This is a genomic window from Paenibacillus sp. GCM10027629 (assembly GCF_042676425.1).
Classification (GTDB): domain Bacteria; phylum Bacillota; class Bacilli; order Paenibacillales; family Paenibacillaceae; genus Paenibacillus_K; species Paenibacillus_K terrigena.
The window spans coordinates 105,640-131,744 of record NZ_JBHTGZ010000005.1; the positions used below are offsets into that span (position 1 = coordinate 105,640).

Below are 26,105 nucleotides of genomic sequence, written 5' to 3' on the forward strand. Positions count from 1 at the left end.
AGTGTGGAGAGAGATGATGAACAAAATTATTAAGTGGCGCTGGGGAATTCTAGCAGCATGGCTTGTTGTGACGGCACTGCTCGTGGCGTTCCAGCCGGATGTCAATGCGATTCTACGGCAGAGAGGGCAAGATCCGCTCACCGATGACAGCCCGTCGAAAGTCGCGGGTGCGCTGCTTAAAGAAATGAGTGGTGGCGGTACATCGCGGAGCAATATTATCGTCTTCCATACGGATCAGAAGATGACCGATGCCGAGATGAAGCAGGTTGAGCAGGGCGTTGCTGATTTAACGGCAAAGAAGTCCGAGTTGGGACTTGAGAATATTCTAGATCCGTTCTCCATGCCAGATGCGAAATCATCCTTGATCTCGGACAATCAGACGACGCTCATGGTGAGCTTCGAACTAGATCGCAAAGGGCGAGAGATCGAGGATATTAAGAATGAATTCGGTCATGTGTTGAAGGGGATGGATGTCCCTTACTATTTGACAGGCGAGGATTTCATTCAAGAGGACTATATCAAAGCGTCGGAATCCGGCGTGGAGAAGAGTGCGATTCTAACAGTGGCTTTCATTCTTCTCGTCTTGATCGCCATGTTCCGATCGGTATTGATTCCATTTATTTCGCTCTTGCTCGTGGGCATCTCCTACTTAGTCTCCATGGGGATCGCATCACAAGTCATTGATAAGCTGAACTTCCCAGTGACGAGCATTACGCAGATGCTGCTCATCATGATCTTGTTCGGGATTGGCACGGACTATAACATCCTATTGTTCAATCGGTTCAAGGAAGAGCTGGCACATGGACGTTCGACGAACGAAGCGATTATCATCTCCTACCAGACGGCAGGGAAGACGATCTTCTATAGTATTCTGACCGTGTTCATTGCTTTTGCCGGACTTAGCTTCTCGAGCTTCGGGATCTATAAATCGGCGAATGTGGTCGCGATTGGGACGGCTGTGTTGGTCCTTGAGATTATGACATTGACGCCGTTCTTCATGAAGACGTTTGGGGTGAAGCTGTTCTGGCCTTCGAAGAATAAGGATGGACATAAAGAGAGCAAGTTCTGGGCGAAGCTCACGGGTATGTCCGTACGGCATCCCATCATTACGACAGTAATCATTATAGCGTTGATGATTCCCGTTCTCTTAACGAGCGGACAGAAGCTATCCTTCGACCAACTGAAGGAGCTAGGTAATGGTTACCCTTCTACTCAGGGGTTCAATATTGTAGCGGAGAATTTCAGCCGGGGTCAAGCGCTGCCGACGACCGTTGTCGTGAAGAGTGATCAGGCATTAGATAATAACGATAACCTTGCTGTGATCGATAAATTAACGGATAAAATCAAAGGGATTGAAGGTGTGAAGAAGGTTGCGAGTGTAACGCAGCCGCAGTCCAAACCGATTGATGAATTCTATATTAGTTCACAGTCGGAATCGGTTGCGGAAGGGATTTCGGCAACCAAGGATGGCGTTGACAAAATTCAAGACGGGATTCACCAGATGAACGAGAAACTGGTGAGCCCAGATTTCTCCGATGTCACGAAGTTGGCATCCGGAACAGGTGAAATCTACAACGGTTATAACCAGATCACGGGAGCAATGAATCAAGTCGCTGCAGGGATCGATCAGGGCGCAAATGGTGCAGATCAATTGAAGAAGGGGATTTCCCAGCTGAAGACAGGGATGAAATCTGTCTCGAGCTCGACAACGGAACTGAGCCAAGGGATCTCGCAATTACAGCAAGGATACGGTTCTCTAGCTGATGGATATACACAGCTTGAAGCGAAGCTTCCTGGCATCCAGCAAGGACTTGCTGGCATGAACGGGTTGATCGGTGGACTGGGTGCGAAGTATAGCCAGGTGAGTGAAGACCAAGACTATGCGAAGTTGAAGCAGACAGGGGCGTCCCTCGAATCCGGCGTTGCTCAGATGGTCGGCGGAATGCAGGAACTGAACAAGAATTATGGGCAGCTGAATACTTCCTTCGCCAAAGCTTCCGCAGGACTCCAGCAAGTTGCGGCGGCACAGACACAGATGGCATCGGGGATGGATGAACTTGAGTCAGGCGCTTCAGCGCTCGCGAGCGGCTTGCATAAAGGAGCTGCCGGCAATCGTCAGATTACAGCGAATATGAAGAAACTCAATGATGGGCTTGCGAAAATTCAAGATGGACAGAAGAAGCTGGGCGTAGGGCTTGCCAGCTTATCCGACGGCATGTCCCAATTGAAGGACGGTCTCGGGAAGAGCGGCAACGGTCTTGGGGATATTTCGGAAGGACTTGGCAAGACGGGCGATTTCATGACGGAGCTGAACAGTGCGAAGACGTTCTTCATACCGCGAGAAGCGCTCACGAACGAAGATTTCGGCAAAGCGGTGGATAACTTCATGTCGAAGGATCGTAAAATTACGAAATTGCTCGTTGTGCTTGATAATGACCCGTATTCCCAAGCGGCGCTGGGTACGATTGAGAAAATCAATGACGCCGTTGCGAGTACGTTGAAAGGAACGGTGCTCGCCAATGCACAGTTCGGTGCAGCAGGACCAAGCTCCTCGACGTATGATATAAACAATGCACAGGTGGATTCTTTCAATAGTACCGCAATCATCGTTATTGTGGGGGTATTTCTCGTATTGCTGCTTGTGATCCGTCAATTCTGGCCGGCGATTTATATCATTCTCTCGCTTGTCGCGTCCTATTATGTCGCAATGTCGGCATCGAACTTCATGACGGAATATATTCTGAAGGCGGATGGGGTATCGTCCTTCGTGCCATTCTTCTCCTTCATTATTATCGTCGCGGTTGGCGTCGACTACAGTATCTTCCTCATGATGCGTTACAAGGAATATGGTTCCATGGCACCGAGAGATGCCATCGTGCATGCAGCCAAAAATATCGGCGGCGTGGTCATCTCCGCTATGATCATCTTAGGCGGAACCTTTGCGACACTAATGCCATCTGGACTTGTTCTGCTTATTGAGCTAGCGACAGCGGTCATTGTAGGCTTGCTTGTCCTATGCTTCATCTTGCTGCCAATGCTGCTGCCAGCGCTGATGGTCCTTCCAGATGCGTTTAAGCGCAAGGGTGTGCGGGAGAAGGAGCAAGCGTATCAGAACTCGTTCGAGTCTTGAGTATTATTCTAGGTAGGAATGAAAAAGTCTCCAGAGCCACGGGTGAAGTGGTTTTGGAGACTTTTTTCGGTCAGAGGGCTATCCCATCGGATGAGTCATCCCATGGCTTTTTTGATTTTAACAGATCGTGTTGAGTGGGCTAACGAATCTGAGCAGCGCTATTGTGACTTTTTGGAGTGAATTTGCTCCCTATTATGCTGAATAGCGATTATGGAGTTCGTTACGATTTTAAACCGACTCATTCGACACGAATAAGCGTTGCTGGATTCGTTAGCCATTTGTACACACTATTGGCGGAAATGGTTCATAACCCAGTTGATGCCGTTGATGTGATCTGTGACTTCGCCGTGCAATGCTCCGAAGAAAGTATCCTGCAGCTCTACCGTAGCTTGTCCGTTATCTGCTACTAATTTATCGTAAATGCAACGCATATCCGCTTCACTATCGATGTTCAGAATGACTTTGATGTTGTGGCCTTTTGGTACATGACCGCCATACGTACTAGAGAAATGCAGCAGGCTGTTTCCAATGTGGAGCTCTGCGTGTCTTAGAATACCTTGATGTTCATTGAGGATTTTCACCTCACCGCCGAATAGGCTTTGGTAATATTGTATGGATGCTTCGACATCTTCGACGACGAGAAATGGGCTTGCGTTTGTAATCATAAGAGGACTCCTCCTTCGTATTTAAGAAACCATTCAGTTTCACTTATGTTATTATATGAAACCTTTTGGTTGTATGTCAAATTGTAAAATTCGATTGTGGTTAGACGAGCTGGGAAGTATACTTTGAGCAAGATCGAGAACAATGCAAGGAAGGAACGAGGTGACAGAATGAGTACCGTCTACAAAAACTGTCAGAGCTGCGGGATGCCGATGTCTAGTGACGAGCGTGGCGGCGGAACGGAAGCAGACGGCACGAAGAGTACGATGTATTGCAGTCATTGTTATGAAAATGGCGCATTTACGCTGCCGAATATTACGCTAGATGAGATGCGTGAACGGGTGATTGGCAAGATGAAAGAATTCCATTTTCCAAGGTTTATTGGCAAGCTGTTTACGCGCAACTTGCATCAATTGGAGCGGTGGAAAGGGAGCAGGCCGCAATAAAGTACCTTCTATTGACACACAGGAAATAAAGCAATAAGATACATACATATGAATGTATGTAAGAGAGGTGATGTATTGCCACGTAATAAATATCCAGAAATAACTGAACAGCGTATATTGGACACGGCGACGAAGCTTTTCCTCGAAAGAGGGTGGGAACAGACCACCATTCAAGATATCGTTGATGATCTAGGGGATTTGACGAGAGGTGCATTTTATCATCATTTCAAATCAAAAGCAGATATTATCGACGCCGTTCTCGACCGATTGGCTTTAGAAAATAATCCTTTTGAACAAACAAAGGATATGACAGGTTTAAATGGTTTAGAAAAATTAAAAAGTGCTTTTTTATTGTCCTTTACGAATCAAGGTCAAATCGATGCGATGAAGTCGATCCCATCAATTTTGAGAAGTCCGAAGCTGATTGCTAATCAATTAATGGACTGTATCAATACAGGAGCTCCGGATATCCTTGCTTTTATTGAAGAAGGTATGAAGGATGGATCACTTTCTATCGAGTATCCCAAGCAGACGGCTGAGACGCTTATGCTGCTGACGAACATTTGGCTAAGTCCTATTATTTTCGCGGTGGATACAGAGGAATATATGCAAAAGGTAAGACACCTGCGGGAATTATTCCAGGGTATAGGCTTACCCCTTATGGATGATCAAATCCTAGCGGCGCTCGAACAGTTCCACAAAGAAATGTGTAATTTAAAATAGACTGTCGTAAGATAGTTTGTTTTTTTTGATAAAATACATACATATAAATGTATGTAAAATGCGAAGGAAAAGCAATTATGCGTGGAGGGATGAAGAATGATGGATTTAATGAAGCTTGAACTGAAAGGAATCACCATTCGTATATATATCCTTTCTACGCTCGTCATTACACTGGTCATGTTAGGGATGCTCTATCTATTTGCTTATGCGCCGCAATTGGATCCCAGTGATGCAGATATGCGGTTGTTTGCTGGATTTAACCATATGATTCCGTTATTCAGCGTTCTGAATATGACCGTTTTTTGCGTGATGTCCGCTGTGATGTATTCTCGATTTGTTATTGAGGAATATACGGGACAGCGGGTCATCCTTCTCTTTTCGTATCCGATAAAAAGGGGGAAAATTTTCATTTCTAAAGTTATGGTTGTTTCTTTGTTTACAATCATCGCCATGGTTCTTAGCAACCTCATCATCTTTGCTATTTTCGGTATAAGCGAAGCGATCTCACCGCTAGTTGGTGAAAGGATTACATTTGAAGTCATTACGAAAGTGATTAAGACGACTGCAATGATGGCTGTTTCGGCTGCGGGGTTAGGTGTCATTGCAATGGGAATCGGATTTATTCGTAAATCGACGCCTACAGCGATCATTTCTGCGGTTTTACTTTGTTCTTTATTATGTAATATCGTAGCTGGGAGCTTAACATCTACTGTTCCTGCTCTTGTGTTTATGGCCATAACAATCATCGTCGGAATCCTATTTACAAACACTGTAATGAAAAAAATTAGCTATATGGAGGTCTAACACAAATGGAACAAAAAATTGAAGGATTTATCGATCGTACGCTTGACAATTTTGCTCCACAACTTCTTTGGTTTAGTATTATTGTAGGTGTCATCATCATTCTATTAGGAATCACTTTTACGGTGAGAAGGTCTTCAACAAAGAACTTGCAGACCGTTGGAATGGTATGCATTGGCTTCGGCGTTCTAGCGATTGTAAGTGGTTTGGTACAAATGTGAGGTCTGGTTATGAAGCTGAAAAGAAATGCCGTATTTAGGGCATTTCTTTTGTTTTATGGGGCTAGGGAGGTTATGACCCAAATATTTGCTCCAGATGATGCTCCAAATGCTCTACGTAATCTTTAATCAACCATTCCAACGTGACGATCTGCCCTTCACCGATATCGCAGGTATACATTAACCTGTCCTCAGGAATGGTGGTAATGACACTTAGCGCTTGTGTATTCAGAGCAATCCATAGGTTCAAGATCTGTCTCACAGGCTGATTCTGATAATTCATGTGCTCCACCCATTGGTTCTGCGCATATTTAAGCACGACGTAAGGCTGAGGCTCATATTGTGCACGTACAAAACGCTGCATATTCGTCAGAGCAGAGTCGCACAGATGACCGAGGATTTCTTTTTTGGACCATTTGTGAGGTTGTGGTCGTATGGAAGATTCGAGTTCAGACAACGTCCCGATTTTAACAGGGACTTCGGTAATCCAATGATGTAATCTGTCTATTGTTGCTTTCATGTTTTTCCCTCTGTTTTTTGTTATTTTTGCGGTGCTTGTTCTTCAGGCGCTAGAAGGGTGACTGTAAATGTTGTTCCTTCACCGAGTGCACTCTTCACCGTAATGCTCCCACCATGCATATCCACGATGCGTTTGACAATGGACAGGCCAAGGCCGTTGCCGCCAATGTCCCGGTTCCGTGAGGTATCTGCTTTGTAGAATCGCTCGAAAATATGCTTCTGTGCCTTTGAATCAATCCCAATCCCCGTGTCTGTAATGTGTATGCGAGCAGGGCCGTGACGGGGATCGTCGCTATCCACTCGTACAGTGATGAGTCCATTTGAGGGTGTGAACTTGATGCTATTATGAATCAGATTGATCCATACCTGGCTCAGCATCTCTTCATCCGCGATGACCATGCACTCAGGCATTTCCGCTTCGATCTCGATCTGCTTCTCCTGCCATTGCGGTTCGCAGGCGAGGATCGTCGCTTTCAGCTGCAGATCAAGCCGATACGGCTTCGGATCAAAAGGGTGGTGCTTCGACTCTAGCGAGGTCAGCTTCAATAAGTTCTCGCTCAGCCTCGATAGCCTCACACTCTCCGTCTCGATGATATCTAAATAATGTGTACGCATGTCCGGTTCCAAGTCCGTTCGCTGTAAGGCTCGCGCAAAGCCGCGAATGGAGGTTAGCGGGGATTGAATCTCATGCGAGACATTGGAAATGAACTCTTGGCGCATGTTCTCCAGCTCATTCAATTGGACGGCCATGTCATTAATGTTCGTGATGAGCTGTCCGAATTCATCGTCCACTCGGTCTTGCGGGTTGATATAGGCTGAGAAATCGCCCTTGGCAATACGCTGCAAGGCTGTGATGACGAGATTAAAGGTCTTCTCGGACTTGCGTTTTGCATAGAAGGCGAGCGGGGTAGCGATCATGGCCATAATGATAAGGGCAGCCACTTGAATGAGGATAAAGCCCCAAAAAGGCGATGATGGCAGCGTAATATTCGTTCCACGCAGCCAGTAATAGAGTCCATAAGCGGCCGCGCCACTGCCGACGAAGAAGAATAGAATCGTGATACAAGCTTGCAGGATGCGGAACCACAACTGCTCTCGAATGCGCTTGATCATGACTCGGCCTCAATCTCGAGACGATACCCAATGCCGCGTACTGTGCGAATGCGGAATCCATAGGCAGCTTGCGGGAAGCGATCCCGCAGACGATTCATATGCACATCGAGCGTCCGTTCATTCCCTTCAAAGTCATAGCCCCAAATGTCTTGGATCAGCTGTTCCCTTGTGAATGTCTTCTCCGGGTAACTCCCAAGCTTGAAGAGCAGCTCGAATTCTTTGGGCGGCAGTGTGGTGGCCTCCCCGAGGCCATTTGTCACCTCAAGCGTATTGTGGTTGAGCTGCATTTTGCCCAAGGTGACCACGCGGGAAGCCGTAATCTGGTATCGCTTTAACAGCACCTTCACCCTTGCGACAAGCTCTAAGGGATCGAAGGGCTTGACGAGATAATCGTCTGTTCCCAGCTCGAAACCCTTTAATTTCTGCGTGGTCTCCCCCTTGGCCGTCAACATGAGGAGCGGTAAATCGTAGTGTCTCCGCAGTTCGCGGCACAACTCCCAGCCATCCATCTTCGGCATCATAATATCGAGAATCATCATATCGACTTTCGTACGTTCAATCAGGTCAAGCGCTTCAAGGCCATTTGTTGCTTCACAGGTCTGAAATCCCTCCTGCCGCAAGAACAGGCAGACTAGCTCACGAATATGTGCATCGTCATCGACGATCATAATGTTAGTCATGTATACAACCTCCTACCCAACTATATAAGCAGTATACACGATCTATTTAAACAACATTTAAACGAAATACGAAATGAAGCAGGGCGAAATGTTATTTCGAACGCATCATCCAGCGCTGAATCCAGTTCGGCCGCTTGATTCGGCAATTGTGAAAAGCAGCCACCTTCCATTCACCATCGATTTTGACCAGCACATTGGTATTGATGGATTGACGGGCTTTCGGCGGTTTTTTGTGGAATCGCAGTTGCACGACTCCGGTTGCATGAGCGATCGCCAGCTCCGGTGTTATGAATCGTAATGACATATCTGTGTCCTGATTTATCAACTTGGAGCCGCGAAGTACGCCATCCCATAGCTTTTGGTGTACGGTATGAATGTCTTGTCGTCCTTTAAGATGCTCACCGCTAAACGTCACATAGTCCGCATCCTCTGAGAAGCATTGTCCATAGGCCGCCCCGTCACCTGCATCCCAAGCTTGTGCCAAACGGTTGAATAGGTCTTGAATCGCCATTCGATCCTCCAATTGACTGTTCATTGGCTTCTCTCCTTATCATGATCCTGTGGTATACTGAATGAAATTTAACATAATTCATTCATTAACTTATTAAGTTGAATTAAATGTCTTAATTGATTAAGATATTGTTCATCATAACAGGAGTGTTCAGCCATGTCAACGGAACATAAGCCCAATATGCCCCAGATTTACAGGGCGTTAATCGAACAAATACGCGAGAACAGCGCACGTGCCGTCCTATTCCATCAAGCGATTGCGGATGAGTACGGATTAAATGCAACCGATCATAAATGTCTCATGTTCCTCAGTCAAGGCGAGGGGGAAGGCGTCACTGCGGGACAGCTTGCAGAATTGACGGGTCTTACCACAGGGGCAGTAACGAGTATCATCGACCGATTGGAGAAGGCGGGATTTGCAAGGAGAGAGAAGGATCCGAACGATCGCCGCAAAGTCATTGTGCGGGCCGTCCCGGAGCAGGTTGCACGGATTGGCGAACGCTTCCGTTCCATACAGGACAACACATTGAAATTGTTGTCCCGCTATTCCGAGCAGGAGCTCCAAGTGATCCTCGATTTCTTGCAAGCTTCGAACCAGATGTCGATGGACGAAATAGAGCGTATTCATGGCAAGGATTAATTATATCTACGGATCTCTGTTCGGTGCTATAATAGGAGGAATGAAATCAAGAAGTAGGTGCATCGTAAGAGATGATTGCTGATATTCTATCCTATATATCTGACGGAAACTGGGTGGAGCTGCTTGAGAAGTATCGCTCGCTTGGGCCGTTTCCCGGAATCTTCTTAACCTTTATGAAGTCTTTCATACCGCCACTGCCGACGATTGTCCTGGTAGGGGGAAATGCGGCTGTCTATGGGTTCTGGCTCGGATTCTTATATTCGTGGATTGGACTTGTGAGTGGCTGTGCTGTCACCTACCTAATCGTAGCCAAAATATCCGGCTCCAGATTCGCGAAACGCTGGACGTCGAAGCCGAAGGTTCAGCGAGGGATGCGCTGGGCGCGGCAGAATGCATTTAGCTATGTGTTCCTGCTAGGCATTTTGCCTGTTGGACCGTTCGTCGCCGTCACCGTTGCCGCCGCGGCGGCACGCATGCCGTTTCGCTCGTTCCTCTTGGCTTGCGGCATGGGTAAAGCAATTATGGTCTTCATGGTCTCTTATATTGGTTATGATCTGAAGAGATTTATGGAGCGTCCGATAGAGCTGTTGTATGTCGTTCTCTTCATTGTGGCATCCTTATGGGTAAGCAAGCGGATTGAGAAGCGATTCGCGCGTGCAGATGAAGCGATCGATACGACAACGGTGTCGTTGGATTCGATGAAATGATTGTATAGAAGAGGTGTTCTAACGCAGCATGGGTTTTTACTTGTGGTTTGTTCCAGTTCTTTCATTCGTTCTGTTCCTGTGGTTCTATCTAAGAGATCCGAGGAGAACGGTGAATGGTTTTTTGTTTAATATTTTCATCTGCTCGACGGGAGTCGCGAGCATTATTGCAGCCTTTGCGTCCGATCAGACATTTCTCAAGATTCTCGCAATTATCCCGATCGTCCTGATCGTGATCATGCTGACTTTTGGCGTGTACGCTCTGGTCATCGTGTTATTCATTAATGCAAGAATCCTGATTCGCAAAGAAGGCCGGAAGTTTTCGAATTATCTCACGTTGCTCTTGGGCATTGGTATTTTACTGTTTATCATTCTTACGATCATCCAGCCGATCCGCTATCTACCGAAGGAGATTCAAATCTTGTATCCCGGGGTTATGTTCATTTTCCTCTACTTCCTGGTGAATTTATTCAGTTTCCTATCGGCCTATTTCCTGTATCAGTTCAATAAACCGAGATTGGATCAAGATTTTATTATCGTTCTAGGGAGCGGTTTGATTCGTAATCAGGTTCCGCCATTGCTCGCGAATCGCATTCTTAAAGCGATTGAATTTTATCGCAAGCAGGAAGCAGTCAGAACACCGCCAACCATCATTTTATCGGGTGGCAAAGGCTCGGATGAGAATCTGTCGGAAGCCGAAGCGATGCAAGCTTACGCAGTGGACAAAGGAATACCGATAGAGCATACGGTTCAGGAGAATCAATCCAGGAATACGTATGAGAATATGTTGTTCTCCAAGAAGATCATGGACGATCTAAAAGGAAGCAGCTATAACAGCATTTTCTCAACGAACAGTTTCCATCTGTTCCGTGCCGGAATGTATGCTCGCCAAGCGGGGTTATCCAGCCAAGGGATTGGGGCGAAGACTGCGCTCTATTATTGGCCGAACGCGATGATTCGTGAATATATAGCTGTTGTTGTGATGAATCGCAAGCGCCATGGCATTGTCGTAGGGATTGTATTGGGATTATCCATGATAGGCGTAGGCCTCCAATATTACTTTGGTAAAGGTTAGACGAAGGATGACCAAAGAGGATGAGTAGTCGTGCGACGAAAGCACGCTGCTCGTCTTTTTTTGTTGTGGCGAAGGTTAAGTGCTGCATGTCATTCTTGTTATCGCTTACACAGTGCATCGTAAAAGACTGATTTTACGCTGTTTTTGCGATTGGTCAAAATTGCGGATGGCGTAACGGCGCGGTTTTTGAGCAAAAACGACATATTGTCACTATGTGGAAACGATCCTGTGAAAATGATGAAAACGTATACTGTAAGCGTTCGCAGGTATCGTCCAAAATGACATATTTACGGTCTTTCTGATCCCCGGTATGTTTGATGTAAGCGCTAGCAAGGTTCGATTCCAAGCATGGATGACGATGCTAACGACAACTACATTTATCAGGAAGGGGTGACACCATGCAGAATACCAATGGGGCCTTAACGAGTAACACACTTCCAACATTAAAGTCGAAAGACAAAAAATTGTGGAAGCGCATTGCTCAGAACTGGGAACTTTACGTATTCATTGCACCAGCGTTTTTGTATTTCCTGATCTTCCATTATGGTCCGATGTACGGCATACAGATCGCATTTAAAAACTTTATTCCGACAAAAGGGATTCTCGGAAGCCCGTGGGTCGGGTTCGATCACTTCACTCGATTCTTTGACTCCTACTATTTCTGGGACTTGTTATGGAACACACTTAGCATCAGCTTGTATGAGCTTGTGGTCGGCTTCCCGATCCCGATCATCCTGGCACTGGCATTCAATGAAATAAAGAACGGCTTCTTCAAGAAGATGGCTCAGACGGTCACGTATGCGCCGCACTTTATCTCCGTCGTCGTTATGGCAGGGATGATCATTACGTTCTTGTCGCCTTCGACAGGGCTGATTACACACGTTATTACATGGCTAGGCTTCGATGCACCGCAATTCTTAACCGATCCTAAATGGTTTAAGACGATGTATGTGTTATCCGGTGTCTGGCAGAGTGCAGGTTGGGGAACGATCATTTATTTGGCAGCGCTCTCAGGCGTTGATCCAACGCAGCATGAAGCAGCGATTATCGATGGCGCATCGCGCTTCCAACGTGTTCGTCACATTAACATTCCAACCATTGTGCCGACGATAACGATTCTACTCATTCTGAATATCGGCAGTCTGCTCGGGGTAGGATTCGAGAAAATCCTATTGCTGCAAAATCCACTCAATATGGAAGCGTCCAATGTCATTTCGACATTCGTCTACAAATCAGGTCTTGTGGATGCGCAGTACAGTTTCTCGACAGCAGTCGGTTTGTTCAACTCCGTAATTAACGCTATTCTATTAATTACCGTCAACCAAATCGTACGTCGCAGCAGTGAGAACAGCTTGTGGTAGAAAAGAGGGGTGAGACTGATGGTTTCCGGTGTTAAAGAAACTAGACGGGACAAAGTATTTCTAATTTGCAACTATATTTATGTATTCCTAGCGTTTCTTATTGTGTTCTATCCTGTCGTCTATATGCTTAGTGCCTCGATTAGTGATCCGAAGTATGTCGGGTCCGGTGAGATGTGGCTGTTACCGAAAGGCATAACCTTTGAAGGATATAAGCGAGTATTTGAGAATTCAGCGATTTGGACAGGCTATGGGAATACCATTCTGTATACGGCTATCGGGACATTGGTTAACTTAGCGGTCACCTTGCCAGCTGCATATGCACTCAGCCGCAAAGACTTCGTAGGACGCAACTTCTTCATGGGGATGTTCATGGTGACAATGTTCTTCGGCGGTGGCTTGGTACCAAGTTATTTGCTCATCAAAGAACTAGGGATGATCAATTCGATGTGGGCGCTTATCATCCCATCGGCAGCATCCATCTGGAATATTATCGTATCGCGAACCTTCTTCCAATCTTCGATTCCGAAGGAACTGCAAGAAGCGGCTCAGATCGATGGATGTACGAATATGCGGATGTTCGTTAAAATTATTCTGCCATTATCGACACCGATTATCGCAGTTATGGCTTTATTCTATGGTGTAGGTCACTGGAACAGTTACTTCTCGGCGATGATTTATCTCAATGACGCGGCCAAATATCCGCTTCAGCTCGTATTACGTCAAATTCTCGTACTACAAGAAATGGCGGCACAAGGCGGCGGGGCGATGGATATGGCAACGGCATCTGCACTGAATAATAAGGCAGAGGTTGCGGCATTGATGAAATATTCCGTCATTATTGTTGCTACCTTACCGATTATCGCGGTTTATCCGTTCTTACAGCGTTATTTTGTTCAGGGTGTTATGATCGGTTCCGTTAAGGGCTGATTCATTGATCCATATATGAAAAGGGGAGAGTATGAACATGATGAAACTTCGTAAAGCATCTTCCGTGTTACTATGCCTCACACTCGCAACATCCTTGTTAGCAGCATGCGGTTCCTCCAAAGAAGGAGAGAAAGCAGCAGAGGGTGGAAACACTACTGAAGCGGCTAAAGATGTGAAGAAAGAGGGGTTTCCAATCGTAAGCCAACCGCTTACACTTAAGATGATGTCGCAAGATGCTGGACAGGCCGATTGGAACAAGATGCCTGTTTTGCAAGAGATGGAGAAATTGACAGGCATTAAGATGGAGTATCAGCTTGCGCCGGTTGATAGCTACGAGACGAAGAAAAACCTCGTATTCGCGAGTGGTAACTTACCGGATGTTTTCTTCGCGGCGGATTTGAAGCCTGCGGAACAAGTAACGTATGGAACACAAGGCGTTCTCATCCCGCTCGATCCTTATATTGATGGCGGCTATGCGCCAAATTTGAAGAAGGTTTTTGATGAGCATCCAGATATCCGCAAGTCTTTCACGACACCGGATGGTCATATGTATGCGCTTCCGTATATCGACTTGTCTGCTGTATGGTATCGCGGACCGATGTGGTATAACGGCAAGTTCTTGAAAAAACTCGGCATGACCGAATTGCCTAAGACGACAGATGAGCTGTACACATACTTGAAACGTGTTAAAGACGAAGATGCGAACGGCAACGGCAAGCCAGATGAAGTGCCTCTTGCCTCGGTAAAACTTGACGATCTACGGATGTACTTCCTCGGATTCTGGGGTATTTACGGTGAAGCCTACTATGCAGATAAAGACGGCAAAGTACACTACACACCGCAAGAAGAAGGCTACAAAGGCTATCTCACATTCTTGAATAAATTGTGGAAAGAAAATCTATTAGATCATGAGACGTTCTCGCAAACCGATGAACAGAAGAAAGCAAAAGGTAAGAACAACCAAGTGGCATTGTTCAGTGATTACTTCCCGTACTTCACTCTTGGCGGCGAGCCTAGCGAAGATAACCCGCTAATGACGCCAGTAAGCAGTGAAATCCCTGGTTCCCCAGTATACGGTAAGCATCCAGGTATCTCGGCCCGCGGTACATTCGCGATTACGAGCAGCAACCCGAATCCAGAAGCTACAATGCGTTGGGTAGATTACCTATATAGCTATGAAGGTTCTACATTGTTCAACCAAGGTCCTGAGAACCTCTTGTGGAAATTCAAGAACAAAGATGCGAAAGAAAAAGAATGGCTTCCAGTACCAGGCGGAGGCGACCGTGAAGAATACAAAGGTACAATCACGCCGAACTACGGTATCTTGACTCCAGGTATTAACATGAGCGAAGTTACCAAAGGTCTAAGAAGCTCGTTCGATGATTGGATCGACAAAGAGAACCAAGAGAAGCTTGTTCCAATTGCTAGATCTCCGTTCCCGAACGTCTACTTGACAGATGCGGAGCAATCGGAAGCAACGGCATTATTGTCGGATCTTAACACCTATGTGATCCAGATGGAAGCGAAATTCGTAACAGGTCAAGAACCGCTCTCGAACTGGGATAAATATGTAGCACAATTGAAGAAAATGGGCAGCGACCGCATCGTTGAGCTGTATCAAGCCGCTCACGACCGCTAAGATCGAATCCCTATATAGCCTTAAACCAACAAATCCCGGTTATGCTGTAAGGCATACCGGGTGTTGGTCTATCTGCTATGAAAGTTCATCGGGAGATAATTCGTCATTCACCTGTGTCGGATCGGCATAGAGCTTGCGGTATTGACCTGGCGTATAGCCAGTCTCCTTCTTGAACTTGCGAATGAAGTTCGGTGTGTCGAGGTATCCGACACGCATGATGATATCTTTTAACGGATCATTGGTTGTTATTAATTGGTGCTGTACTTCTTCCATCCGCTTCTGCCAGATATATTGGATGAAGTTAATGCCTACCTTCTCCTTGAAGGAACGACTCAAGTGTGAAGGAGAAATCGTATATTCGTAGGATACCGATTCGAGACTAAGTGAATGGTCCATATAATGTTCATCAATATAACCGACAATCTGATCCATGAGCGAGTGCTCTTCCTTCTGATGATGCTGTTCGATGGCTGAACAAATCTTCGCGGCGAGCACATGGAAATGACGCTCCAGATCATCCAAGGAATTCGACATCATATTGGAGGCAACCTCCTGCATGACATTGTGAATGCCAAGTTCGGACGCTGTCTTCAGCATGGTATTCAGAATATCATAGCAAATGCAGCGAGTGAGCAGGGCTGAATGCTCTGATGTAAGAAGATCACGGATTGCTGTACTAATAATTTGTTCTGCGACATCATAGCTACCCTGCTTCAGACTCTGCGAGAGCTTCAGCAGGACGGCATTTGGAATTAAGAAGGTATGATCAGGCGTCCCGGACAACTTCTCGAAGTACGTTACAGCACCTTGTCCCGTATGAAGTTCTACGACGGAGCATGCTTCGATAAAGGATTGGTTCAGTTGATCCGCACTGGCGTAGCAGGTTCCTACACCAATCGCGGGAATCTCATCGAACATCTCGAGCATATGGCTGCGTACCGCTTCGACAATGTAGCGGACATGCTGTTCACTTCCAAGAGCGTTATTGTGGTCGAAGCTGACCATGAGCGCAATCTGATCCAATTGAGGCAGCTCTACGCCATAAGCATGCGCTTGCAGCTGCGGGAACTCAATGCGAGTGAGCAGTTCGATCATCGCTTGGCGATCTTGAATTTCGCTGAGTTCATCTTCGGGCATTTCCCATGCGAATACGATCACGAAGTGGTTCGGCAGATCCAGTCTAAGGTCGAAGGCTTCCAGAATATCCGGGGTTATGCTTCGCGCACTTCCATATTTCAGGATCGTGGATAAGACATGGTTGCGTGCATAGGGTTCTTGCAAGTCAACACGTGAGCTGAAATCCTGCAATGTGTTGCGAATTTGATCCAGTTCATTATCCGTCGAACGAGCCGATCCTGATTTGGCACTTGCCAGGTTGACGAGTTCGGAGATTGGATGATATTGTCTTCTCGCAAGGACATAGGCCATCGCAGCGCCAATGCTCAGGGTGATGAAGAATAACAAGATAATGAAGCTGCGAACATCGATAATGCTGCTGAAAAATTGGTCGCTGGCCATGAGCGTTACGTAAGTCCAGCCATTTTTGTCTGATTTGACCGATACGATCGAATGAGACTGGCCGTTAATCTTATGATCATGAATGCCAGGCTTCAGCTTGAATAGTGTTCTGGTATCTTGGTCGGAGAGTTTCTCTCCCGTTCCGTAATGTGTTAGAACTTGACCATTGTTGTCATAAATGTAAGTCAATCCTTGATAATTGCCGAGTACGGAGCTAATCAGACTGGCGAACTCCGATTCACGAATCAAGTAGAGCACGCTTCCATGCGGATTTGTACTATTCGGTGTAATCGGAACGGAATAGGCTAGCATAGACTCCTGCAAGTAGGTATTCCGGTTTACCGTATCCGCGGGATGCATCAATGGGAATCTCGCTGTATTCAGCTCTTCCATAAGATCCTTGTGCGACCAGTTCGTGAAGCCATAACGATCTGCGAACACATCGAGCGTGGACATTCCTTGCGAAGAGTAGATTCGATCATCGTTATGATAATATAAGAAAACTTCCGAGACAATCGAACTGGTAGCTTTATAGTTATTCAGTGCCGATATCGCTTCCAAGCTGTCATAAGGGTCGTGGACACGAAATGGTGTCAGTCGCTGATCATAAGAAATTCGCGAAGCAATTTCGCTGAGCTCTTTGATCCTTCCGTCGATAACTGTCTTCGTCTGGGTTAATTGGTTGAGGTGTGATTGCTCAATCTCCGATTGAAGATTATTTACGGCATTACGATATATGAATACGGTTGCAAAAAGTAGAGGAATGAGGAGAATAAGTAGATAGGATCCAATAAACTTCAAGAATAACTTCGATTTAAAATAATTCCGTTGCATGCCTTGGTGGCCTCCTCTAGTTGCGTCCTACGAAGCTGATTGGTAGCCATCGAAGTACAGGGATGGAAGGTGAACCAATCTTCATTCTATTCTATGATACCAAAAATTTTAGGTTTTGAGATAGGGTGGGGAATAAATTCTGATATTCATTAGAAAATGAGGCGAGGTCATCGCCAACACGGAGGGTTCGTATCGTATGAGTGATCAGCAGGTAGAAAATCACGAACAGGAACAAATTGTTGAGCAAGGAGTTCACAACTACAGCAGCGAAGAGGAGTGGGTGAAGCCTACCGATCCACTGCTGCTGGAGCGTCTGGAATGGTTCAAAGATCAGAAGCTCGGACTCATGATGCACTGGGGTCCCTATTCGCAGCTAGGTGTCGTTGAATCCTGGGCGTTGATCGACAAGGACAAAGAATGGTCCCGTAACGAGATTGACTGGGATGTGACGGACGAGGAGCTGAAGGAGCAGTATTTTGCGCTGAACAAGACGTTTAACCCTATTCGCTTCCAACCCGAGCTCTGGGCTGAACTCGCTGCAGACAACGGCTTCAAATATTTGAACTTTACGACGAAACACCATGATGGCTTCTGCATGTGGGATACAGAGACGACGGATTACAGCATTACCGATCCAAGCTGTCCGTTCAATACGCACAAATATGCGGATATCTGTAAGCATTTGTTTGATGCGTTCCGTGAGAAAGGGCTAGCCATTTCGGCATACTTCTCGAAGGCGGATTGGAATACGCCGACGTATTGGGCGCCAGGCATGGAGCGAAGCGATTTTACGACGCGCGGTCCTTCCTACGATCCGAAGGATTATCCGGAACTCTGGGAAGCATTCGTTCAATTTACGCATGAACAGATTATGGAACTCATGACGCGTTACGGCCGGATTGATATGCTCTGGTTGGATGCCGGTTGGGTCTGTGAACGGAGCGGACAAGATATCCGTCTCGGTGAAGTGGTCGAACGTGCGCGTGAAATCCAGCCTTGGTTACTATCAGCTGACCGCACGGTAGGCGGACCATACGAGAATTTGATTACGCCGGAGCAGACGCTTCCTGAACGTCCGCTGAATGTGCCGTGGGAGAGCTGCATAACGATGGGAAGCGCGTTCTCCTTCCGTTATGAAGATAACTACAAGCCGGTTCGTCAGTTGATTCATTTGCTCGTGGAGATTGTAGCGAAGGGCGGCAACTTGGCGCTTAACGTGGCACCACAGCCGGATGGTCGATTGTCGAAGACAGCGATCTCTCGCATCAAGGGTATGGGAGATTGGCTCAAGGTCCATGGTGAAGCGATTTACGGCACACGCACGTGCGCACCTTATTCGGTAGGCAGCTACCAGTTCACGCAAAAGGGCGACACGATGTATGCGTTCTATCTATACAAAGATGAGCAAGAGAAAGTTGCAGAAGAGCTGCACCTGCCGATTCAGCTCGAATCGATTGCACGCGTTGATCTTGTCGGCGGGCCGGACAATCTGGAATACCGCCGTACCGAGAAGGGCATTTCCGTTCGTATGCCGAAGGCGGAGCAGCAAGATAAGGCACCGATTGCACATGTATTCCGAATTCAATAGTTGAGAGGGGTTAGGAGAAATGCAGAAGTGGTTTGAGGATGCGAAGCTTGGAATTTTTATTCATTATGGGATTTATGCGGTAGATGGTGTGTCTGAATCATGGTCATTCTACAATGGGCGTATTACGCATGAACAATACATGAAGCAGCTAGACGGGTTCACGGCGTCGAAATTCGATGCGGAGAAGTGGGCGGATCTGTTCGAGAAGTCAGGCGCGAAATACGCGGTGTTAACGACGAAGCACCATGATGGTGTTGCACTCTGGGACACGCAGTACAGCGACTTGAACGTGGTGAAGAAGACGCCTGCGAAGCGCGACCTGATTAAGGAGTATGCGGAAGCGATCACGAAGAAAGGCATACGCCTAGGCATGTACTATTCCTTGATTGACTGGTCTCACCCGGACTACCCAAGTGTGTTCGCAGGCGGTGAAGTGCCTGAGGATTTGAGCAAAGTGAATAAACATTCCGGTCCGGTTGACGGCATTCAGGATGAGGAGAAATGGCAGAAGTTCCTGGAGTTCAACAATAACCAATTGCGTGAATTGCTCACGAACTACGGTAAAGTTGATCTGCTCTGGTTCGACGGCGACTGGGAGCGCAGTGCGGAACAATGGAATTTGCCGGCGTTCAAGGACTACCTGCAATCCTTCAACAAGGATTTGATCATTAACTCGCGTCTCCAAGGGCATGGGGATTATAAGACACCTGAGCAAGGGATTCCGATTACGCGTCCTGTAGGTCCGTGGGAGTTCTGTACGACCATTAACAGCTCATGGGGTTATCAGCATGCGGATGATAATTACAAATCGCTGAACCAGATCATTCGGATGTTCTGCGATTGCATTACACTAGGCGGCAATATGCTCCTGGATATCGGGCCAATGGAAGATGGAACCGTTGATCCGCGCCAAGAAGCAATTCTACTTGGCCTGGGTGATTGGATTCGTACGCACGAAGAAGCGGTGTTCGGTACGGATGAGGGCATTATGACACGTTACTATTTGGGCGGTAGCACGATTTCCAAGGATAAGAAGTCGCTCTATCTCTTCGTCTACGATGATCCGAAGGAGAATATCTGCTTGAAAGGCCTTTGCAATCCGATCCGTAAGATTACAGTGCTGCACTCCGGCAAGGAGCTTGAGCATGAAATCCACGGCGGTGTACCTTGGTTCAATATTCCAGGGACGACATGGATCAAGATGACGGCAGAGGATTGCCATGAGCAGGTGACTGTGTTGAAGCTCGAATTCGATGAAGAATTAGAGATGTACGGCGGTTCCGGTGCGGTTGTAACACACAATTAATTGATCGATCGTGTCTACCATTCCTAAGGAGGAAGAGCCATGAAAATCGGATTAAGTTCTTATAGTTTGCTGAGTGCGTTAAAGTCTGGGGAAATGACAATTCTGGATGCGATCCAGTGGATTGCGGATAACGGTGGCGAGCATATGGAGATTGTTCCATACGGTTATACGCTGGTAGATAACCCGGAGCTGGCGGATGCGGTTCGGGAAAAAGCGAAGGAAGTCGGCATTGATCTATCCAACTATTCGATGCCGGCGAACTTCGTGCAAGAGACGGATGCACTGTTCGACGAGGAGATTGCCCGGGTTAAGCAACACGTCGATCTTGTACACCGACTTGGCATGAAGCATATGCGTCATGATGTGACCGCATTTACAATTCCGCAAGAGAAGATGACCATTGCGTGGTTCGAGAAGAATCTGCATCTGATGGTGAAGGGCAGTCAGCTCATTGCTGATTACGCAGCACAGTACGGCATTACGACGACGATTGAGAATCACGGCTTCAGTGTACAGGCCAGCGACCGGGTACAGCGTGTCTTGCACGCGGTAGACCGTCCGAATTTCAAAACGACGCTGGATATTGGCAATTTCATGTGCGTTGACGAGCATCCGATTATCGGCGTCAAGAAGAACCTGCCTTACGCATCGCTTGTGCATTTCAAGGACTTTTATTTCCGTCCGTATGATCAGCACCCGGGTGATGGCGATTGGTTCTTGACGGCGCATGGGAACTATTTGCGCGGAGCAATTGTTGGACATGGAGATATCGAGATCCGTAAAATTGTCAAGCTGATTAAGGAATCCGGCTACGACGGGTATATTACGATTGAATTTGAAGGGATGGAAGAATGTAAATCAGCCTCCCGTATTGCAATGGACAATTTACGCCGCTTGTGGGATGAATGCACCCTGTAAGCAAGCTGAATAAAGGAGTTAAAAAGAGATGGAACAATTCCGATTACCGAAAATTCCGATGCCGCAGCTGCCGCTGCCGAAATCGATCCAGAACGTGCTGGATGAAGCGGAAGTGAAGCTTGCGCATCGTCCGAAACTCTTGCAATTATTCAAGAACTGCTTCCCGAATACACTCGAGACAACAACGAAATTGATGGATGACGGTACGACATTTATTATCACGGGTGACATTCCTGCTTCATGGCTTCGTGACTCTGTGGAGCAAGTGATCCACTATGTGCCGTTCGCGAAGGAAGATGCGGATTTGCAGCGCATCTTGAGCGGTTTGATCAAGCGACACATCCAGTACATTCACATCGATCCGTATGCGAATGCGTTCAATGAGTCGGCAAATGACTGGCACTGGAACAAGGCAGACATCACGGAAATGTCTCCTTGGGTGTGGGAGCGCAAGTTCGAGATCGACTCCCTTTGCTTCTCCATGCGTCTTGCTTATATGTACTGGAAAGAGACGGAACTGACAGACATCTTCGATGCAGGCTTCAAGTCGGCGATGCGTAAGATTTATGACCTGTTCAAGACTGAGCAGCGCCATTTTGAATTGTCTCCTTACCGCTTCACGCGGGATAACGGCATTCCTGAGGATTCCTTGCGAAATAACGGATTAGGCATGCCAGTGAACTATACAGGCATGGTATGGTCGGGCTTCCGCTCCAGCGATGATGCGTGCGATTTCCACTACAACATTCCAGGCAACATGTTCGCGGTTGTTGCACTTCGCCATATGCAAGAATTCGCGGAGTGGGTATTCCGTGATATGGACTTCTTGAAAGAACTGAAAGACCTGGAAAAGGACATCGATCACGGGATTCAGTTGTACGGTATCTACCGTCATCCAGAGTTTGGACCGATCTATGCCTATGAGACAGACGGCTTTGGCAACCATTGCCTGATGGATGATGCGGGTACGCCTGGCTTGATGTCGATCCCTTACCTTGGGTATGTGGGTGCAGATGATCCGATTTACCAGAATACAAGAAGATTTGCATTATCCAAAGAGAACCCGTTCTACTTCGAAGGCAAAGCGGCCAAAGGGATCGGCAGCCCGCATACACCGGACGGCTATATCTGGCATATGGCGCTCTCCATGCAGGGTATTACGGCAACGACGAAGGAAGAGAAGCTCGAGATGATCACGATGCTTGAAGCGACCGATGCAGATACAGGCTACATGCATGAAGGTTTCCATTCGGATGACCCGACGATTTTCACACGCAAGTGGTTCGCATGGTCGAACAGCTTATTCTCGCAGCTCGTGTATCAGGCGATGCAAGAAGGCCTTCTGGATGGGAGGGAATAACCAATGAATTATAGCGGAGTACCAGAGCCGAATATTACCTACGATCCGAAACATTATATGTGCAGACGTGCGGCGGGGCCGCTCGTCTTGGACGGTCGTGTCGACAAGCCGTTCTGGGCGGCAGCGGACTGGACCGATGATTTTGTCGATATCGAAGGCGATCTTCGTCCAAGACCGTGGAAGCAGACGCGCGTGAAGATGCTGTGGGATGATGAATATTTCTATTTTGCAGCGGATATGGTAGAAGATCAGATTTGGGCGACATTGACGGAGCGGGATTCGGTCATTTTCTACGATAATGACTTCGAGATCTTCATTGATCCAGACGGCGATACGCATCAATATTATGAATTCGAGATCAACGCGCTGAATACGGTGTGGGATCTCCTGCTCGTCAAGCCATATCGCGATGGTGGCCCGGCGGTGAATGGTTGGGATATTAACGGACTGAAGACCGCGGTATACATTGACGGCGAATTGAACAATCCAGCTGCGGAGAACCGGAGATGGAGCGTTGAAGTTGCAATTCCATGGAAGAGCTTGCGCGAATGTGCGCCTGAAGGCCGCGGACCGCTCACGGGTGAATTCTGGCGCGTGAACTTCTCTCGCGTGGAATGGCGTACCGAGGTTGTGGACGGCGAATATCGTAAAGTGATCAACCCGGAGACGGGCAAATCCTATCCGGAAGATAACTGGGTATGGTCACCGATGGGGCTTATCAATATGCACTATCCGGAGCTGTGGGGTTATGTCGTCTTCACGGATGAGGATGGCCCAGCAACGTTCGAGATTCCGCAGGATGAGCATATCAAGTGGGAGCTGCGGAGATTGTATTACCGAGAGCGCAATTATTACGAGAGCCATGGCGCCTTTACAGCCGATGTGAAGCTACTCATGGGTGAGGATGCATGGCGTATTCAACCGACGATTGAGCTTACAAGCCGAATGTTCCAGATTTCTGCGTCTTCATCGGATGGAAGCGCAACGTTCTACATCCGTGAAGATGGGAAGCTCTGGAGAGAGAATGGAGGAAAATAAACGTATGGAACAGCAATACATTGTAGCAGGCTACGCCGCGGATGCGAAGCTTCCGGAGATGACGAAGGAAGACTTGAATAAATTGACGCACTTGAATGTCGCATTTGGACATGTGCGGAATGATGCCATTACGATCGAACAATTGAAAAATGCGGATGTACTGCGGAAGATTAAGCAGGAGCATCCATCGCTGAACATTATTCTATCCGTTGGCGGATGGAGTGCGGGCGGCTTCTCGGAAGCCGCTTCGACGGAAGCGGGCAGACAAAAGATGGCGGAGTCGGCGGTTCAGCTCTTAACGGATTTGCCGCTCGACGGCATTGACCTGGACTGGGAATATCCTTGCTACGGCGAGGCGGAGATTCATTCCAGCCCAGAAGATAAGACGAACTTTACACTATTATTGAAAGAAATGCGTGAGGCAATTGACCGCAAGGGTGCGCAGGATGGACGCCATTACTTGTTATCTATTGCCGCAGGAGCAGATCAGTATTATATCGATGGTACGGAGATGGATCAGGTGCAGCAGTACCTCGATTTCGTGCAATTGATGACTTACGATATGCGCGGTGGATTCCAAGTATTGACGGGCCACCATACAAATCTGTATACACCAACAGGCGATCTGTTCCGGATCAGTACGGAAGCTTCGGTGAACATGTTCATTAAGGCAGGCGTTCCGCGTGAGAAAATCGTTGTCGGCGCGGCGTTCTATTCCCGTCTATGGAAACAGGTTCCGGCTCGGAATAACGGTCTGCATCAAATGGCTGGTACGACAGGCGGTTATGGACCGGACTTCACGGCGCTGGCTGCAGAATATATCGACAAAAATGGCTTCAAGCGTTACTGGGATGAAGAAGCATGTGCGCCGTACTTGTTCAATGGCAACACATTCATCTCCTATGAAGACGAGGAGTCCATTGCGCACAAGTGCAAGTATGTGAAGAACAACAACTTGGGTGGCATGATGTTCTGGGAGTACGGCTGCGATGAAACGCATCGTCTGCTGCATGCCATCCATGAGGGTATGAAGTAAGTAGAATTGGAAAAGTAGCTAGTGAGTGATATAACCTTGTCATGTTCGCGTATAGGGAGCTGAATAGCTTGCCTCACGCGAACGTGGCAAGGTTTTTGTGTGTGGATACACGCTTGCTCCCGTCCACCCCTTTGCCAGCCCTGAGGCCCATCAGTAGGGTTATGATGGATATTTGCATTAACTTTGGCTCGGAATGACGAATTACGTGCGCTATGTTGGATTCCATCCACTTTTTTGAGGGGCAATGGGCCCTAATGCGTCGATTCTGGCGATCTATGCTGCGAAATTCCAACATAGGTTGGCTACATAGCCGATACCGGCTTTCTATCCTGTATAGAATCCAACATAGGACAAAGTGGGAGTTCATTGGCACGTCCGTTTTATACACTATGGAACATGCTTGGGTTAAGGTAGAATAGTTAGTATAGTTTGCGCCTATCCTTATGCCGCTTAGGCTGGCAGAAGAGAGTAGGCCTGCAATGTGGAGGAATTATCATGAGTGAATTATCAATTATTGAATCTACACCGTCCCCCGTGACGGTTGCATCATTATCACAAGATTTGATTCGCCTCGGCGTACAGGAAGGAGATGTCTTACTGGTTCATTCCTCATTGTCCAGCATGGGTTGGGTTTGTGGGGGCGCACATGCCGTTATTCTTGCGCTGCAGGAGGTGCTCGGGCCGTCAGGAACGCTAATCATGCCTGCGCATAGCGGTCAAATCTCGGATCCTGCGGCGTGGGAGAATCCTCCTGTGCCAAAGGGATGGATAGAGGAGATCTACGCTCATATGCCAGCCTTTGACCCAGGAATCACGCCGACTCTCGGGATGGGGGCCATTGCCGAACTATTCCGGACGATACCGGGCACACTGCGCTCGAATCATCCGCAAGTTTCTTTCTCGGCGCGAGGGCCGCTAGCTAAGGGAATCACCGAGGATCATCCATTGACGCCGCAGTTCGGAACGGCTTCACCGCTCGGTAAGCTCGTGGCGTATAACGCTAAAATTCTTCTTCTCGGTGTCGGCTTCGACTCCTGCACGACACTTCACTTGGCGGAGGCGCTGCATCCAGCCATGCCAAGGAAGGAGATGGGCGCAGCGATCATGGAGGAAGGACAGCGCGTATGGAAGTGGTTCGAAGATTATGACTATGATTCGGATGACTTTGCGCAGCTCGGTGCGGATTATGAAGCTGCAGACGGTGAAGTCGCGAATGGGAAGGTTGCGAACGCGGATTGCAAGCTGTTGTCGGCAAATCCGGCTGTGGCGTTCGCATTCGAGTGGCTCTCGAAGCATCGATTCTCGGAGAGTTAGATTTGACATTGAAATCCCCTATGATTTTGCCCTCCAGCATCATA

Annotated in this window: 24 protein-coding genes; 18 read left to right on the forward strand and 6 right to left on the reverse strand. The window is 47.6% G+C overall.

Annotation, left to right across the window (positions count from 1 at the left end; translation table 11 throughout):
- Positions 1-13: 13 nt before the first annotated feature.
- Complete coding sequence (locus ACFQZR_RS06455; protein WP_379344066.1) at positions 14-3,130, forward strand: MMPL family transporter; 3,117 nt, start codon at positions 14-16, stop codon at positions 3,128-3,130.
- A 287-nt stretch (positions 3,131-3,417) separates the two neighbouring features.
- Here ACFQZR_RS06455 and ACFQZR_RS06460 read toward each other — a convergent pair whose 3' ends face one another.
- Positions 3,418-3,792 carry a VOC family protein gene (locus ACFQZR_RS06460; RefSeq protein WP_379344912.1) on the reverse strand — a complete coding sequence of 125 codons (375 nt, stop codon included), beginning with the start codon at positions 3,790-3,792 and terminating at the stop codon, positions 3,418-3,420.
- A gap of 171 nt (positions 3,793-3,963) precedes the next feature.
- Here ACFQZR_RS06460 and ACFQZR_RS06465 point away from each other — a divergent pair, with 171 nt between their 5' ends.
- The 4 genes from ACFQZR_RS06465 to ACFQZR_RS06480 all read left to right on the forward strand — a co-directional run bounded on the left by ACFQZR_RS06465 (position 3,964) and on the right by ACFQZR_RS06480 (position 5,984).
- On the forward strand, positions 3,964-4,239 hold the full coding sequence (locus tag ACFQZR_RS06465; protein WP_379344068.1) for a zinc ribbon domain-containing protein: 276 nt from the start codon (positions 3,964-3,966) through the stop codon (positions 4,237-4,239).
- Between the two features lie 75 nt (positions 4,240-4,314).
- A complete protein-coding gene (locus tag ACFQZR_RS06470) occupies positions 4,315-4,962 on the forward strand; it encodes a TetR/AcrR family transcriptional regulator (protein WP_379344070.1) in 648 nt (215 codons plus the stop codon).
- 96 nt (positions 4,963-5,058) lie between these two features.
- A complete protein-coding gene (locus tag ACFQZR_RS06475) occupies positions 5,059-5,766 on the forward strand; it encodes an ABC transporter permease (RefSeq protein ID WP_379344072.1) in 708 nt (235 codons plus the stop codon).
- Between the two features lie 5 nt (positions 5,767-5,771).
- Positions 5,772-5,984 (forward strand): hypothetical protein, encoded by a 213-nt coding sequence (locus ACFQZR_RS06480; RefSeq protein WP_379344074.1) that lies wholly within the window; start codon positions 5,772-5,774, stop codon positions 5,982-5,984.
- A gap of 70 nt (positions 5,985-6,054) precedes the next feature.
- On the opposite strand, the gene ACFQZR_RS06485 is transcribed toward ACFQZR_RS06480, so the two are convergent.
- The 4 genes from ACFQZR_RS06485 to ACFQZR_RS06500 form a co-directional block, all read right to left on the reverse strand.
- A complete protein-coding gene (locus tag ACFQZR_RS06485; protein ID WP_379344076.1) occupies positions 6,055-6,501 on the reverse strand; it encodes a DinB family protein in 447 nt (148 codons plus the stop codon).
- A gap of 20 nt (positions 6,502-6,521) precedes the next feature.
- Positions 6,522-7,613 carry a sensor histidine kinase gene (locus ACFQZR_RS06490; protein WP_379344078.1) on the reverse strand — a complete coding sequence of 364 codons (1,092 nt, stop codon included), beginning with the start codon at positions 7,611-7,613 and terminating at the stop codon, positions 6,522-6,524.
- The gene (locus tag ACFQZR_RS06495) at positions 7,610-8,293 is read right to left on the reverse strand and encodes a response regulator transcription factor (protein ID WP_379344080.1); all 684 of its coding nucleotides are present in this window, start codon (positions 8,291-8,293) and stop codon (positions 7,610-7,612) included. The genes ACFQZR_RS06490 and ACFQZR_RS06495 overlap by 4 nt, the downstream gene beginning before the upstream one ends.
- A 91-nt stretch (positions 8,294-8,384) precedes the next feature.
- Positions 8,385-8,828 carry an SgcJ/EcaC family oxidoreductase gene (locus ACFQZR_RS06500; protein ID WP_379344083.1) on the reverse strand — a complete coding sequence of 148 codons (444 nt, stop codon included), beginning with the start codon at positions 8,826-8,828 and terminating at the stop codon, positions 8,385-8,387.
- A gap of 132 nt (positions 8,829-8,960) precedes the next feature.
- Between ACFQZR_RS06500 and ACFQZR_RS06505 the strand changes: the two genes are divergently transcribed.
- The 6 genes from ACFQZR_RS06505 to ACFQZR_RS06530 all read left to right on the forward strand — a co-directional run bounded on the left by ACFQZR_RS06505 (position 8,961) and on the right by ACFQZR_RS06530 (position 15,149).
- Positions 8,961-9,443 (forward strand): MarR family winged helix-turn-helix transcriptional regulator, encoded by a 483-nt coding sequence (locus tag ACFQZR_RS06505; RefSeq protein ID WP_379344085.1) that lies wholly within the window; start codon positions 8,961-8,963, stop codon positions 9,441-9,443.
- 71 nt (positions 9,444-9,514) lie between these two features.
- A complete protein-coding gene (locus tag ACFQZR_RS06510) occupies positions 9,515-10,150 on the forward strand; it encodes a TVP38/TMEM64 family protein (protein WP_379344087.1) in 636 nt (211 codons plus the stop codon).
- Positions 10,151-10,178: 28 nt separating this feature from the next.
- The gene (locus tag ACFQZR_RS06515; protein WP_379344089.1) at positions 10,179-11,222 is read left to right on the forward strand and encodes a YdcF family protein; all 1,044 of its coding nucleotides are present in this window, start codon (positions 10,179-10,181) and stop codon (positions 11,220-11,222) included.
- A gap of 398 nt (positions 11,223-11,620) precedes the next feature.
- Positions 11,621-12,583, forward strand: coding sequence for an ABC transporter permease (locus ACFQZR_RS06520; RefSeq protein WP_379344091.1), 963 nt, complete (start codon positions 11,621-11,623; stop codon positions 12,581-12,583).
- 18 nt (positions 12,584-12,601) lie between these two features.
- Positions 12,602-13,510: a carbohydrate ABC transporter permease gene (locus ACFQZR_RS06525; protein ID WP_379344914.1), complete on the forward strand. Its 909-nt coding sequence runs from the start codon at positions 12,602-12,604 to the stop codon at positions 13,508-13,510.
- Between the two features lie 37 nt (positions 13,511-13,547).
- Positions 13,548-15,149, forward strand: a complete 1,602-nt coding sequence (locus ACFQZR_RS06530) for an extracellular solute-binding protein (protein ID WP_379344093.1) — start codon at positions 13,548-13,550, stop codon at positions 15,147-15,149.
- A 75-nt stretch (positions 15,150-15,224) separates the two neighbouring features.
- Here ACFQZR_RS06530 and ACFQZR_RS06535 read toward each other — a convergent pair whose 3' ends face one another.
- Entirely contained in the window at positions 15,225-17,501 is a 2,277-nt protein-coding gene (locus ACFQZR_RS06535; protein ID WP_379344095.1) for a helix-turn-helix domain-containing protein, read from the reverse strand.
- Positions 17,502-17,697: 196 nt separating this feature from the next.
- Here ACFQZR_RS06535 and ACFQZR_RS06540 point away from each other — a divergent pair, with 196 nt between their 5' ends.
- The 7 genes from ACFQZR_RS06540 (at position 17,698) to ACFQZR_RS06570 (ending at position 26,061) form a co-directional block, all read left to right on the forward strand.
- The gene (locus ACFQZR_RS06540; protein ID WP_379344097.1) at positions 17,698-19,089 is read left to right on the forward strand and encodes an alpha-L-fucosidase; all 1,392 of its coding nucleotides are present in this window, start codon (positions 17,698-17,700) and stop codon (positions 19,087-19,089) included.
- A 19-nt stretch (positions 19,090-19,108) separates the two neighbouring features.
- Positions 19,109-20,395, forward strand: a complete 1,287-nt coding sequence (locus ACFQZR_RS06545; protein ID WP_379344099.1) for an alpha-L-fucosidase — start codon at positions 19,109-19,111, stop codon at positions 20,393-20,395.
- 39 nt (positions 20,396-20,434) lie between these two features.
- Positions 20,435-21,313 carry a sugar phosphate isomerase/epimerase family protein gene (locus ACFQZR_RS06550; RefSeq protein ID WP_379344101.1) on the forward strand — a complete coding sequence of 293 codons (879 nt, stop codon included), beginning with the start codon at positions 20,435-20,437 and terminating at the stop codon, positions 21,311-21,313.
- Between the two features lie 28 nt (positions 21,314-21,341).
- Positions 21,342-22,673, forward strand: coding sequence for a glycoside hydrolase family 125 protein (locus tag ACFQZR_RS06555; protein WP_379344103.1), 1,332 nt, complete (start codon positions 21,342-21,344; stop codon positions 22,671-22,673).
- Between the two features lie 3 nt (positions 22,674-22,676).
- A complete protein-coding gene (locus ACFQZR_RS06560) occupies positions 22,677-23,711 on the forward strand; it encodes a carbohydrate-binding family 9-like protein (RefSeq protein WP_379344105.1) in 1,035 nt (344 codons plus the stop codon).
- 4 nt (positions 23,712-23,715) lie between these two features.
- Complete coding sequence (locus tag ACFQZR_RS06565; protein ID WP_379344107.1) at positions 23,716-24,747, forward strand: glycoside hydrolase family 18 protein; 1,032 nt, start codon at positions 23,716-23,718, stop codon at positions 24,745-24,747.
- Between the two features lie 495 nt (positions 24,748-25,242).
- Positions 25,243-26,061 (forward strand): AAC(3) family N-acetyltransferase, encoded by an 819-nt coding sequence (locus tag ACFQZR_RS06570; RefSeq protein WP_379344109.1) that lies wholly within the window; start codon positions 25,243-25,245, stop codon positions 26,059-26,061.
- Positions 26,062-26,105: the final 44 nt, after the last annotated feature.

Coding starts and splice junctions, on each gene's coding strand:
- ACFQZR_RS06485 (WP_379344076.1), bottom strand. CDS start 6,501: ATGAAAGCAACAATAGACAGATTACATCATTGGATTACCGAAGTCCCT.
- ACFQZR_RS06505 (WP_379344085.1), top strand. CDS start 8,961: ATGTCAACGGAACATAAGCCCAATATGCCCCAGATTTACAGGGCGTTA.
- ACFQZR_RS06530 (WP_379344093.1), top strand. CDS start 13,548: ATGATGAAACTTCGTAAAGCATCTTCCGTGTTACTATGCCTCACACTC.
- ACFQZR_RS06545 (WP_379344099.1), top strand. CDS start 19,109: ATGCAGAAGTGGTTTGAGGATGCGAAGCTTGGAATTTTTATTCATTAT.
- ACFQZR_RS06560 (WP_379344105.1), top strand. CDS start 22,677: ATGAATTATAGCGGAGTACCAGAGCCGAATATTACCTACGATCCGAAA.
- ACFQZR_RS06570 (WP_379344109.1), top strand. CDS start 25,243: ATGAGTGAATTATCAATTATTGAATCTACACCGTCCCCCGTGACGGTT.
- ACFQZR_RS06465 (WP_379344068.1), top strand. CDS start 3,964: ATGAGTACCGTCTACAAAAACTGTCAGAGCTGCGGGATGCCGATGTCT.
- ACFQZR_RS06510 (WP_379344087.1), top strand. CDS start 9,515: ATGATTGCTGATATTCTATCCTATATATCTGACGGAAACTGGGTGGAG.
- ACFQZR_RS06520 (WP_379344091.1), top strand. CDS start 11,621: ATGCAGAATACCAATGGGGCCTTAACGAGTAACACACTTCCAACATTA.
- ACFQZR_RS06495 (WP_379344080.1), bottom strand. CDS start 8,293: ATGACTAACATTATGATCGTCGATGACGATGCACATATTCGTGAGCTA.
- ACFQZR_RS06550 (WP_379344101.1), top strand. CDS start 20,435: ATGAAAATCGGATTAAGTTCTTATAGTTTGCTGAGTGCGTTAAAGTCT.
- ACFQZR_RS06565 (WP_379344107.1), top strand. CDS start 23,716: ATGGAACAGCAATACATTGTAGCAGGCTACGCCGCGGATGCGAAGCTT.
- ACFQZR_RS06525 (WP_379344914.1), top strand. CDS start 12,602: ATGGTTTCCGGTGTTAAAGAAACTAGACGGGACAAAGTATTTCTAATT.
- ACFQZR_RS06490 (WP_379344078.1), bottom strand. CDS start 7,613: ATGATCAAGCGCATTCGAGAGCAGTTGTGGTTCCGCATCCTGCAAGCT.
- ACFQZR_RS06500 (WP_379344083.1), bottom strand. CDS start 8,828: ATGAACAGTCAATTGGAGGATCGAATGGCGATTCAAGACCTATTCAAC.
- ACFQZR_RS06540 (WP_379344097.1), top strand. CDS start 17,698: ATGAGTGATCAGCAGGTAGAAAATCACGAACAGGAACAAATTGTTGAG.
- ACFQZR_RS06515 (WP_379344089.1), top strand. CDS start 10,179: ATGGGTTTTTACTTGTGGTTTGTTCCAGTTCTTTCATTCGTTCTGTTC.
- ACFQZR_RS06555 (WP_379344103.1), top strand. CDS start 21,342: ATGGAACAATTCCGATTACCGAAAATTCCGATGCCGCAGCTGCCGCTG.
- ACFQZR_RS06480 (WP_379344074.1), top strand. CDS start 5,772: ATGGAACAAAAAATTGAAGGATTTATCGATCGTACGCTTGACAATTTT.
- ACFQZR_RS06535 (WP_379344095.1), bottom strand. CDS start 17,501: ATGCAACGGAATTATTTTAAATCGAAGTTATTCTTGAAGTTTATTGGA.
- ACFQZR_RS06455 (WP_379344066.1), top strand. CDS start 14: ATGATGAACAAAATTATTAAGTGGCGCTGGGGAATTCTAGCAGCATGG.
- ACFQZR_RS06475 (WP_379344072.1), top strand. CDS start 5,059: ATGATGGATTTAATGAAGCTTGAACTGAAAGGAATCACCATTCGTATA.